Origin of the sequence: Stieleria sp., assembly GCF_041595215.1 — a bacterium.
GTDB classification, from domain to species: Bacteria; Planctomycetota; Planctomycetia; order Pirellulales; family Pirellulaceae; genus Stieleria; species Stieleria magnilauensis.
Window position 1 is genome coordinate 1 of sequence record NZ_JBFHKV010000144.1, and the last position, 11,423, is coordinate 11,423.

Annotated in this window: 10 protein-coding genes; 4 read left to right on the plus strand and 6 right to left on the minus strand. The window is 59.5% G+C overall.

Going from position 1 to position 11,423, the window contains the following annotated elements; translation table 11 throughout:
- Positions 1-1,431: Gfo/Idh/MocA family protein (locus ABX749_RS08000; RefSeq protein ID WP_372895514.1), on the plus strand; the 1,431-nt coding region annotated here is incomplete at its 5' end.
- A 93-nt stretch (positions 1,432-1,524) separates the two neighbouring features.
- On the opposite strand, the gene ABX749_RS08005 is transcribed toward ABX749_RS08000, so the two are convergent.
- From ABX749_RS08005 to ABX749_RS08015, 3 genes are all read right to left on the minus strand, one after another.
- A complete protein-coding gene (locus tag ABX749_RS08005) occupies positions 1,525-2,022 on the minus strand; it encodes an N-acetyltransferase family protein (RefSeq protein WP_372895515.1) in 498 nt (165 codons plus the stop codon).
- A 92-nt stretch (positions 2,023-2,114) separates the two neighbouring features.
- Positions 2,115-3,050 carry a DUF1559 domain-containing protein gene (locus tag ABX749_RS08010; protein WP_372895516.1) on the minus strand — a complete coding sequence of 312 codons (936 nt, stop codon included), beginning with the start codon at positions 3,048-3,050 and terminating at the stop codon, positions 2,115-2,117.
- A 70-nt stretch (positions 3,051-3,120) separates the two neighbouring features.
- A complete protein-coding gene (locus ABX749_RS08015) occupies positions 3,121-3,525 on the minus strand; it encodes a hypothetical protein (protein WP_372895517.1) in 405 nt (134 codons plus the stop codon).
- 57 nt (positions 3,526-3,582) lie between these two features.
- Between ABX749_RS08015 and ABX749_RS08020 the strand changes: the two genes are divergently transcribed.
- The 3 genes from ABX749_RS08020 to ABX749_RS08030 all read left to right on the plus strand — a co-directional run bounded on the left by ABX749_RS08020 (position 3,583) and on the right by ABX749_RS08030 (position 7,115).
- Positions 3,583-4,806 carry a hypothetical protein gene (locus ABX749_RS08020; RefSeq protein WP_372895518.1) on the plus strand — a complete coding sequence of 408 codons (1,224 nt, stop codon included), beginning with the start codon at positions 3,583-3,585 and terminating at the stop codon, positions 4,804-4,806.
- A 104-nt stretch (positions 4,807-4,910) separates the two neighbouring features.
- On the plus strand, positions 4,911-5,954 hold the full coding sequence (locus ABX749_RS08025) for a galactitol-1-phosphate 5-dehydrogenase (protein ID WP_145217980.1): 1,044 nt from the start codon (positions 4,911-4,913) through the stop codon (positions 5,952-5,954).
- A gap of 36 nt (positions 5,955-5,990) precedes the next feature.
- Positions 5,991-7,115, plus strand: a complete 1,125-nt coding sequence (locus ABX749_RS08030; RefSeq protein WP_372895519.1) for an aldose epimerase family protein — start codon at positions 5,991-5,993, stop codon at positions 7,113-7,115.
- A 317-nt stretch (positions 7,116-7,432) separates the two neighbouring features.
- Here the strand turns inward: ABX749_RS08030 and ABX749_RS08035 are convergent, their stop codons facing one another.
- The 3 genes from ABX749_RS08035 to ABX749_RS08045 form a co-directional block, all read right to left on the minus strand.
- Positions 7,433-7,702, minus strand: a complete 270-nt coding sequence (locus ABX749_RS08035; protein ID WP_372895520.1) for a membrane or secreted protein — start codon at positions 7,700-7,702, stop codon at positions 7,433-7,435.
- A gap of 234 nt (positions 7,703-7,936) precedes the next feature.
- A complete protein-coding gene (locus ABX749_RS08040; RefSeq protein WP_372895521.1) occupies positions 7,937-9,544 on the minus strand; it encodes a protein kinase in 1,608 nt (535 codons plus the stop codon).
- 154 nt (positions 9,545-9,698) lie between these two features.
- Positions 9,699-11,423: c-type cytochrome (locus ABX749_RS08045; RefSeq protein ID WP_372895522.1), on the minus strand; the 1,725-nt coding region annotated here is incomplete at its 5' end.

The following is an 11,423-nucleotide window of genomic DNA, read 5'->3' on the forward strand; positions in this document are numbered from 1 at the left end:
GTCACTCGGCGGACCTTTCATCGAACCGCGGCGGCGACGTTCGGGGCGGCCGCCGGCTTTCACTTCTTTCCCGCGCTGGCCGACAAGAAACTTGAAAAACCGACGCTGGCGGCGATCGGTGCCGGCGGCAAGGGATTGTCAGATATCAACGGTGCCGCCAAGGCAGGGTTTCAGGTCGTATCGCTGGTAGACGTCGTCGATGCACGACGTTTGGCGGATCTTCCGGGTGACAAGAAAGCTGCCTCACGTTTGAAAAAACTTTCCGGCGTGCGAGAGCAATACAGCGACGCTTCGTTCTATCGCGACTACCGTGAAATGCTGGCCGACGTGGGAGACAAGGTCGATGCGGTGACCGTCTCGACGCCCGACCACCACCACTTCCACGCCTCCGCGATGGCGATGCTGGCGGGGAAACATGTCTATTGCCAAAAACCGTTGACGCATGGGATTTGGGAAGCACGGATGCTCAACGAACTGGCCACCCGAACCGGCGTCAAAACGCAAATGGGAAATCAGGCCCACGCCAACGACCACATGCGACGTTGCGTCGAGCTGGTCCGCGCGGGCATCGTCGGCAAGGTCCAAGAAATCCACGCCTGGACCAACCGACCGATCTGGCCGCAAGGCTTTGCCAAGCCGCCCGCAAAAGAGCCCGTCCCCGATGCGATCGATTGGCAACAATGGTGCGGGCCGGCTCCGTTTGTCGATTACAGTTCACGCATCGCACCCTTCGCCTGGCGCGGATGGTGGGACTATGGAACCGGCGCCCTTGGCGACATGGCCTGCCACATCATGGACATGGGTTTCTGGGCGATGGATGCCAAATCGGCGCGCAGTGTTCGGGCCACCCAGGCCGGCGCCACCGATCTTTCTCCGCCGATCAACTCGGTCTTGAAATGGGAATTTGATGCGACACCGTATTCCGCCAAAGACGGGTTCGCGTTTCACTGGTACGACGGCTACATCGATGCCAAATTTGATCGCCAGAGTTGGCAATTGATCAAGAACGGTGACGAGTACAACCATCCCAGCAAAGAAGTCTTGGGGGACGTCGATTTTTCACGCTATGGAAGCGTGATCATCGGAGACGCCGGCAAACTGTTCTTCAATCGATCCCGCAACAATTGGGTGTTGGAAACGGGCGAGTCGATCGATGGGTTTGATTGGCCGGCCCCGTCGCTGCCGCGGGCCAGCGAACAAAACAGCTACGTCGAATGGATGGACGCGGTCTCCGGCAAGATCGATCAAGCCGAATCGCACTTCGGCCACTCCGGTCCGATGACCGAGATGATCTTGTTAGGCGTGATCGCCCAGCGCAACCCCGATGAAACACTGCAGTGGGATTCCCGATCGATGACCATCCAAGGACGCGATGACCTGAGCAAACTGGTCCGCCGCGATTATCGCCAGGGCTGGGAATCACCGGTTTAACACCCGCGCAGGTCCCTCACGCGTCCCGCTGACATCTCAGCACGCCGCGTCAGCCAGTGGCGCGTGGCCCAACCCGACCGAGGCCTGCGTGCTTCATTGCTGCAGGGTCAATTGAAAGTACGCGACGTCCAGCCAGCGATTAAACTTTCGACCGACTTCGGTGAATCGGGCGACTTCCCGGAAACCGAGCGACTTCTGAAGTTCCATGCTGGCCACGTGCTCGGTGCAGACCCCACCGATCAAAACATGAAACCCGAGGGATGACGCGCGTTCGATCAGATCCATCAATAGCGCCCGCCCGATCCCGCGTCGATGCCACCCGCTGTCGATGTAAAACGAAACCTCGGCGGTTTCGGAATACGCCGGGCGTGGATGCCACTGAGACAGCGAAGCCCAGCCGACGACGGTTCCGTCGACACAGTAGACCGTTACTGGATGCCGCTCACCGTGCGCCCTCAGCCAGGCCAGCCGATCCTCGATCGATTCAGGATCGGTGTGAAACGTACACGTGGAAGTGCGAACGTAGTAGTTGTAGATCTCGCTGATGGCGGCCGCGTCGGAGTCCGCCGCAAGCCTGATCAATGCCTCCATCAACTCCCTCGGATCGTCAAGGTCTTAAAGAAACGGAAAAAGCAACCAAGGACTCGCTGTCCCGTACGGCAAAACCGAGCCGCGCCGAGTCACTAAAACTCTTCGATAATCTCATTGCCGCGACGTGTCGCCAGGGCGTCATAGAGTTCGGCGTCGATGTTCTCGGTGATCGCTCGGACGGATCCGTCGCAAAGGGCGAATTGGCAGAGCCCGACGTGGGGAGCGGCGAGACCTTTGTCATCGCCATCTTTCTGGTTGGGTCGAAATTGGGTTTCGAACAGCACCATGTGTCCGTGATCGTCGTCCAGTTCATCGATATCACGAACCGCCGCACTCCAAGCGTTCTCAAACGAACTGTGACCTCCCGCGGTCGTTTGGCTCAATGGGATCGGTCCGTTGTGTCGTTCGCCGAACGCCAGGGTGTTGGACAGTCCATCGAGGATGGCCGCCACCCGAGTCCGGCTGTTGCGATAAAACACGCCTCGACTTGCGGTCGGGGTATCGTCCAAGTTGGTCGATGCATCGGCAGGTCCCCAGTTGGCCGCGTAACTGGCCGCCGCGTACTTCTCGATCGGGTCGGACGACTCGTCGCGGATCACAAACGCATCGGCTGAATACGTATCGCTGGGGCACAAGAACACTTCCAACGGGATCTCTCGAGCGTCTTGATTTTCGGGGGCCCAAATCGGTCGGTTGTAATCAAACAACACCGCGACTTGCCCCTGTTCCAGTTGTGGCAACATCGCCGCTCCCCAAGCCAGTCCCATGTGGTTGGCCGGCTGAAGGGGAGTTCCCTGAGGGCCGGGCTTGTGCAAGTAGCCGGAGGGAAAGACTTTGCACGTCGATTCGTAAGAGTGAAGCCCGAGCGCCAGCTGTTTCAAATTGTTCTGACACGACATGCGCCGAGCGGCTTCCCGCGCCGCCTGGACCGCCGGCAGCAACAATCCGACCAGGATTCCGATAATCGCGATCACAACCAGCAATTCGACCAGGGTGAACGCGGTCCGGCGGGACGATGCTTGAGTCATGTTGTTTCAATCGCAAGGTTGGACAATGGCGGGGAATCTGGCGGCTGAATTTTCTCAGCGTCTGAACAGATTACTCTACAACCACGTCCAGTTCACCCATCCGGTAGACGACATTCTCTGAAACATCAAATGTGTGGCCTGCCGCGTCGATCGTCCAATCCGTGAGCCGGATTTCGCTGTCTTCTTCCACGAACAGCGTTTGGATTTGGGGCGGCAACGCTACTTCGTATCCGCCTTCCTGACCGTTCTTTTCCAAAGTCAGAGTCAATGAGTCGGTGTCGACGGTCAGGCGAAGGACGGGCGGCGATGGACCGACATCCCAGGATTTCCATTGACCATCGTCGGCTTCCGCGAGGAAATGAACCGTCAATCGTTCCGGAAACCCCTCGACGATCTCCAAATGTGGCCCCAATGGAACGGGGCGCGTCGCTGGCTGGTTCGCCGAAGTCGGCTCGCCCCGCCAGCGCAAACTCACGACGTGTCCTCCGTGTGGAGCGGGCCAATGGCGGTGGCCGTGGGCGTGGGGATGCGTGTGAGCGCCACTGAAGTTCTCGCCATGGTCGTGGTCATGGCGATGCGGATCACCGTGAAGATGTTTGTGATCGTGCCGCAAATCCGACTGGGTATCGATGACGACCACCGGTTCCGGCGGCGCGGACGTGCCGCAGCCGGTACAGCCGATCAACAGGGTCCAAACCACGGCGGACCAGACGACAGGGATGCCAGCGGCGGTGAAGCGTTTCATGACTCGATTGTATGGCATCACCAAGTCGTTGCCGATCTCCCGCGGCAGCGTGACTTCCCCTTTGCCGCCGGTCCGCTAGGCTATCGGTCCCTCCGCCACCCCCAGCCTGCCGTGTTCGACGACTCCTATCACCTGCTGTTTCCTCTCGCCGCCAGCGTTCTATTCGCTTGTGGCCTGCTTTTTCTAAAACGGGCAACCCTGGAAGGGGCCAATCCGTGGACCGTGTCCTTGGTCGCCAATCTGTGGGCGGCGACGCTGTTTTCGGGGTTTTGGTTTCTCGAAAGCGAACCGGTCAACGTTTGGTTGCTCTGGCAACCGGCGCTCGTAGCGGTGTTTTACATCAGCGGCCAGATGGGGACGTTTTTTGCGATCACGCACGGCGATGTTTCGATCGCGGCGCCGCTGTTCGGCATCAAAGTATTGTTGGTGGCGATTTTGGCGACGTTGATTGGTGGCCAAAGTCTGCCGACGGCGATTTGGTTGGCGGCCACACTGGCGACCATCGGCATCGCCCTGGTTCAGTGGACGGGGTCGGGCACGCACAGCCGCATTGGCTACACGATTCTCAGTGCGATGGTTGCCAGCACGTCGTTTTCGATCTTCGACGTACTGGTCCAGCGGTTCTGCTCTTCGCCGACCGCGGCGTGGTCATCGGGGCGTTTCTTGCCGATCATGTTCTGGTTCGTCGCGAGCTTCTCGACCGTCTTTTTGGTCGGCTTTCAGCGGGAAAAATTTGCAATCCCGGCAGTCCGGCGGTCCCTGCTGATCGGCGGGCTGCTGATCGGTTTACAGGCGTTGTGCATCGTCTTCACCCTGTCCGCCTTCGGCGACGCACCGCGGGTGAACGTGGTTTATTCGATGCGGGGCATTTGGGGCGTCTTGCTGGCCTGGGGGGCGGCGTTGATCTGGGGCGGCAGCGAAGCGGATTTATCGCGAAAAACGATGGTGTTTCGCCTCGGCGGAGCCCTGTTGATCACGATTTCGGTCGTGATCGCGATTCTGTTTGGATAAGACTCGCAAACGCTCCAAGCTGCATCTCATTGCGTTAAATCCGTTATCTTTTAGGCTAACGGTCCGAATCCGTTTCACCTCCCCCCTGACCGAGATCTTGACGCATGAAAGCGATGCTGTTGACCGAATACAAACACTTGGAAGTCACCGAAGTGGACAATCCCACGGTCGGGCCGAAAGATCTGCTGGTTCAAGTGAAAGCGTGTGGCATCTGCGGCAGCGACATCCACGGGTACGACGGCAGCAGCGGACGTCGGATTCCGCCCTTGGTGATGGGACACGAAGCGTCCGGAATCGTTGCCGAAATTGGCAGCGAGGTGACCGGTTTTGCCGTCGGTGATCACGTGACGTTCGATTCCACCGTTTCGTGCGGCGATTGTTTTCATTGTCGCCGCGGCGAGATCAACCTGTGCGACAACCGCACCGTTCTGGGCGTCTCGTGTGGCGAGTACCGCCGTCACGGTGCGTTCGCCGAACTGGTCTCGGTGCCCCAACACATTTGTTACCGCTTGCCCGAAGAGATGCCGTTTGAACATGCCGCATTGATCGAAGCGGTCTCGGTGGCCGTCCACGCGGCCAACCGAACGCCGGTCCAATTGGGCGACACGGCGGTGGTCGTCGGCAGCGGCATGATCGGATTGTTGACGATCCAAGCAATCCGACTGGCCGGCTGCGCCCGAGTGATCGCGGTGGATTTGGACCAGGACCGCTTGGACGCCGCGTTGTCACTGGGGGCCGACGTGGCACTCAAGGCCGACGAGGTCGATGTCGCCGAAGAGGTTCGAAAATTGACCGGTGGCCGCGGCGCCGACGTCGCCTTGGAAGTCGTCGGCGCCAGTGCGACGATCGACACCGCGATCGCCTGCCTGCGCAAAGGCGGCTCGATCACGCTGGTCGGCAACCTGGCACCGCGCGTCGAAGTTCCCTTGCAGGCCATCGTCACCCGAGAATTGAACGTTTTTGGCACATGCGCCTCGTGTGGTGAGTACCCTGCGTGCATTGAATTGATGCGGAGCGGCGCTATTCAGGTCGCACCGCTGATTACCGCGACGGCAACGCTCGAAGAAGGCCCCGAATGGTTCTCACGTCTTTATGCCGGTGAGAAGGGTGCGATGAAGGTGGTCATTCAACCGGGTGTGTCGGCGTAGTCTCTCCCCAATTTATCCCTCCCAATTCTTCTGATCATGAAACGAATCTCCGCGCTCCTTTGGCCGTGCTTCGGCCTCGTCCTGATGTCCGTCCTGTTGCTTCCTCAGGTCGGCAAGGCGGTTGAAGTCGAAACGGCCGATGACATTCAGCTCTATACGCTAAAAAATGCCAACGGCATGACGGTGCGAATCACCAATTATGGTGCGATCATCATGTCCATCGTGGTCCCGGATCGCGAAGGAAACATGGCCGACATTGCACTCGGCTATAACGACATCGCCAGCTACACCAACGCCGTGGACAAACCCTATTTTGGTGCCGTCGTCGGTCGTTACGGGAATCGAATCGCGAAAGGCAAGTTCACGATCGATGACCAAGAGTACTCGCTGGCGATCAACAACCCGCCGAACAGTTTGCACGGCGGAATCATCGGCTTTGACAAAGTCATCTGGAACGGAAGCGTCGACGAGGAAGCCAACGCGGTGACGCTGACTTACCTGGCCAAGGACGGTGAAGAAGGCTACCCGGGAAATCTAAATTGCTCGGTGACCTATCGGTTGACCGACGAGAACGCAATCGAAATCGATTACTCGGCCACGACCGATAAAGCGACCCCGATCAACCTGACCCAGCACACGTACTTCAACCTCAAAGGCGAAGGCGAGGGCACGATTCTGGGCCACGAACTGATGATCAACGCCCGCCGTTTCACTCCCGTCGATGCAACCCTGATCCCGACCGGCAAGACCCCGGCCGTCCAGGGAACCCCGTTCGATTTCACGACCGCAAAACCGATCGGCCGCGACATCGCCGCTGAAAACGAACAGTTGAAATTCGGCGGCGGTTACGACCACAACTGGGTCCTGGACAAGGGCGGCCAAACCGGCGAGATGACGTTGGCCGCGACCGTTTACGAACCCAAGAGCGGACGGGTGCTGGAGATTTCAACCACCGAACCGGGCATTCAGTTCTACAGTGGAAATTTTCTCGACGGACGACTGACCGGAAAGTCGGGAAAGAGCTACGTCCACCGCGGCGGCTTTTGTCTGGAAACCCAACACTATCCCGACAGCCCCAATCAGCCGAACTTTCCCTCGACGATCCTGAAACCGGACGACGAATACGCGACCAAGACGATCTTCAAGTTCTCGACGCGCTGAGGTGAGCTTGAATCGCGTTTCGCTCAATCGACATTGAGGGGCGCCGCTCGCGCTGGCACGAACCGGCTGATAACAAACGATGATCAGCCGTTTGGCGCGAGCCTACGGGCCCCATAGAACGCGAGCGGAACAGGGGCCAGGCTGCAACTTGCGGAACGATGCAACGATGACTGGGCCCACGGATGGCAGCGCGAACCCACAGATTTATTGCACCCTGTCATCCGTGGGTTCGCGCTGCTATCGGTGGGCATTATTTTCGATGGAAAGCCCGTTAAGATTGCTGGAGGGCTACCGCAAAATCAAGCGTAGCCAGAGCACTAGGGCAACAACCAGGGCGTGACTTGGTTTTTCATCTGGTTTCGCACCGGCAAGGCCAACGGGTTCTGGTAGTCCGGGGGACGCATGGATTTGTCGTCCGGACCGATGTCGGCTTGTGGAAAGGGGTCGTGGACGACCGCGTTGGCTTGCTGGTAATTCATCGGCCCCGGCGGAGCCACCCAGCCGCGGTTGACCAAGCTCTGACAGCCCGTCAGGCCCGTCATCGCCAAGGCAAGACCCAAACCGCCACAAAGGCATCGTCGATTCAATCGTGCGTCCATCGTCCATCCCCTCATGTGGCGTAAGCTTCCAGCTTGCGAGCGTGGCGTAAGCTTCCAGCTTGCGATCCGTAGTGTCAGCTTCCAGCTTGCGAGCGTGGTGTCGGCTTCCAGCTTGTGAATTCTTCTTCAGCCAATGGCAAGCAGGATGCTTACCCCACTTGGGGCGAGCAGGATGCTTACGCTTCAGCGTACCGAAACCGTCCGGCCCGGCGGTAGACCAATTCATTTGTTCTGGCGGCGGTAATGCTGGCTGATCGCCAAGATCGCGACCAGATACATCGTCCCGAACAGCAGCGGCGCGATCTCAGGCCACCAGGCCATCAGCGGAGCAACCAGAAAAAACGCGATGCCCGCCAGAGCCGAGCCGCCCCAGATGTGACCGGCCATCGCCACAAAGGCAAATCCGCTGAGTGCCGAGGCGAGCGGGAACAACGCGGAATGATTGATGCCGCCGATGACCAACAAGATATTGATGACCGCCAATGCGCTCAGGTAGCCCAGCCAGATCGACCAGACCGGGCGTTCGGCGATACTGCGCGGCGACAGGGCCCCGTCGCGGGCTCGATAAATCGTTCCGATGATCAGCGCAAACATCGTCAATCGCGGAATCCAATAGGCGATCGATGGTGGAAAATTCATCTGCAGCAAGACAAAAATCAACACGTGCGTGACGAAGATGATCACACCCAGCAACAGCAGCGTGCCGTGCCAATGCATAAAATGACCTTGATGCTGGTCACGTCCGATCTCGCGGGCCACCCGTTCGATCAAACCGCTGCCGGCCGCCTTGATGGTGTCACCGGCAAGAAAGCGATCCAGATCGTCGGCCAGTTCGTCGGCGGATTGGTAGCGACATTCCGGTTCGTACCGAATCGCTTTGAGACAGATGTTCTCCAGATCGCGTGACAATTGCGGACGGTAGCTGCGTGGCAAACACGGTTCATCTTGCAACACGCTTCGGATCACTTCGGCCGGGTTGGAGCCCTCGTGCGGTGGCACGCCGGTGATCAGTGCGTAGAGCATCGCGCCGAGCGAATAAACGTCCGAGGCGACTCCCGATCCGGCGTTACCGGACGCCTGTTCGGGACTCATGTAATTGGGAGTCCCCAACACCTGTCCCGTCCGTGTCAACATCGTCCCCTCGCGACTCCACTTGGCCAGCCCGAAATCGGTCACCAACGGTCGGCCTTCCTGGTCGATCAGAATGTTGTCCGGTTTGAGGTCACGATGCACGATCCCCGCCCGATGCGCGTAGGCGACGGCTCGGGCGATCTCGCGGACCAGTTCGGCGGCGCGGGTGTCTGCCAACGACTGATCATCGACAAACTGCTGCAACGTCGGCCCGTCGACCAACGTCATTGAAAAGTACTCGTGGCCGTTCCACGTCCCGATTTCATGGATCGAAATGATCCCCGGATGATCCAAGCGGGCCGCCGATTCGGCTTCCATGCGAAACCGTTTGCGTTCTTCTTCGCTGGCCAGCACTCCGTTGCTGATCAACTTCACCGCGACCGGGCGATCGAGTCCCGTCTGACGCGCACGGTACACAACCCCCATGCCTCCGCGAGCGATCTCGGATTCGATCCGGTACGATCCGATCTCCTGACCACACAGCGACAGGATCTGCGGCGGCGGCGTCTCGCCCATCCAGTGATGGTTGCGAAAAAAGCTACACAGCTCGTCGGCATGCTGTGGGTAGCGTGCCAAATAATCCGACGGGTCGGGCGACTGCCCGTCTTCGAGACGCTGCAGATACTCCGCCAAGATCTCGTCCAAGGCGTCATCGCCTTCGATCGGGGTGTCGTTCGGATTGGTTTTGTCGGTGGCCATTGGGCAACTATAACTGAAAGCCGTGATGGCATGCACAGCATGCCCTACCAGCTACGCTTGGCATCGCAGCAAGTAGGTGATGCTGTGCATCACATTCGGCCACGCACCCTTGGCGTTCGCCGTGATGGCAAGCCCCGCACCCACCGAGGGCTGCCTATTCCGCCTTCGCCTCGGCCACCGATTTCAAGTACGCCATCAAATCCAGCACTTCGTCCTTGCTGTACTGGTCCATCAACGCCTTGGGCATCATCGATGTCGCACTGCGTTTGATCAGCTCGATGTCGTCCTGCAGGATGATCACCGGTTCTTTGGCTTCGGGGTTGGTCAACAACGTGACGGTGTCGTCATTTTCATCGACCACGATGCCTGACAACGTTTTGCCATCGACGGTCAGAATGATCTGCATCGCGTACTTGCTGTCGATCTTGTGCGAAGGGACCAAGATCTCGCGTAGGATCCCCAGGTGATCGGACTTCCATTTGGTGTAGGTATCGGTCAGTTCGGGTCCGACCGCGCCGCCGACGTTGTTGATCTTGTGGCATCCCACGCAGGAGGCTTCGTTGAAGACTTTCTCGCCGATCTCCGGTGAACGCCCACGAAGGTCCGCATCAAAGTCGCCGGCGAAATCCTCCAGTGTCCACGCTTGGACGAACGAGCGGGTGCTGCCGAGAGGATTGGCCGGTTCGACCGGATTCTGGTTCCAGGCATCCAGGTCGTCGACCACGACCATCACTCCGTACATGCGATACCAGTGTTGGGGAAACGTGCAGACATACGGATACTCGCCCGGCTCTGACGGAGCGGTCAGGGTGATCCGAGTCGAGTTGTCTGGCGCAACCATCTCGCTCGCCGCGAGGACGTTGGGTGAATCCGGGACATACGGCAATCCGCCGCTGCCTTCGGGGCCGGCCGCCAACCCTGCCATCGCGACTCCCTTGAGCGCGCCCGGCTGGGTGATCACCAGGTTGTGCGGCATCAGGTCGTGGTTTTCCAAAAGAATCTGCACCGGACGCCCGGCTTCGACCGCGAAGTACGCAACGTCGTAACGCATCTCTTCTTCGACCGTCCCGATCTTCACGACCCGGACGGTGACTTCGCGAAGCCGGCTCCGCAATGCTCTGGATTGCTGTGGCGGGATCTTCGTCAGCAGCCGATCGACCAACTGCATCGCATCGATGAACGCGTCAGTCGTCCGCTCGGCCGCCGGCGTGACTTCGGCGAACGCAACCAGGGCTTCGGCCGCCTCGAGTGAGCTGTCGGCTTGAAAAACGGACGGTGGCAATCGCATCAGACCGCGGCAGGCGGCGACTCGCGTTGCCGGATCATCGACCTGCGTGATCAATCGCTGGTAGGTGTCGTCTTGATCGGCGGGAATGCGGGACAACGCGTCGATCGCGGCGAGCTTGACGTCGAGCGAATCGGCAGATTCGAATTGGGACACCGCGTCGTCGCGCTGCGCCACTTTCAATTTTTTGCTGGGCAGTTTGCGGATTGCGGCCAACATGGCGATGGTGGCGTCGGCGTCCGTTTCGGCGATCGATCGCGCCGTGTCCGTGTCGCCGGCGACGATCAGTCCCGCCAGCGCGATCGAACGCAGCGCGGGGTCGTCATCGCGGGCCAGCTCGGACAGCGTGGGTTGGAGCGCCGTCAATTCCGCCGCGGGACGTTTCAACATCAGCCCGGTCAACAGATCGACCAACCGCCTCGCGTCCGGGGTATCCATTTTCGACTTGGTGATCGTCGCCAGCATTTCCGCCGCAACCGTACTGTCTTTCAGTTTGGCCAGCGCCGCAAACGCTTCGTCCCGAATGCCCGCCGCCATCGCCGGTCGCCCCACGATGGCTTCATAGACGGGGATGTACTTCTCGTCGTCCGTTGA

Bases quoted from the DNA above. Each gene is read 5' to 3' on its own strand.
- ABX749_RS08005 (WP_372895515.1), bottom strand. From the start codon at position 2,022: ATGGAGGCATTGATCAGGCTTGCGGCGGACTCCGACGCGGCCGCCATC.
- ABX749_RS08010 (WP_372895516.1), bottom strand. From the start codon at position 3,050: ATGACTCAAGCATCGTCCCGCCGGACCGCGTTCACCCTGGTCGAATTG.
- ABX749_RS08025 (WP_145217980.1), top strand. From the start codon at position 4,911: ATGAAAGCGATGCTGTTGACCGAATACAAACACTTGGAAGTCACCGAA.
- ABX749_RS08030 (WP_372895519.1), top strand. From the start codon at position 5,991: ATGAAACGAATCTCCGCGCTCCTTTGGCCGTGCTTCGGCCTCGTCCTG.
- ABX749_RS08040 (WP_372895521.1), bottom strand. From the start codon at position 9,544: ATGGCCACCGACAAAACCAATCCGAACGACACCCCGATCGAAGGCGAT.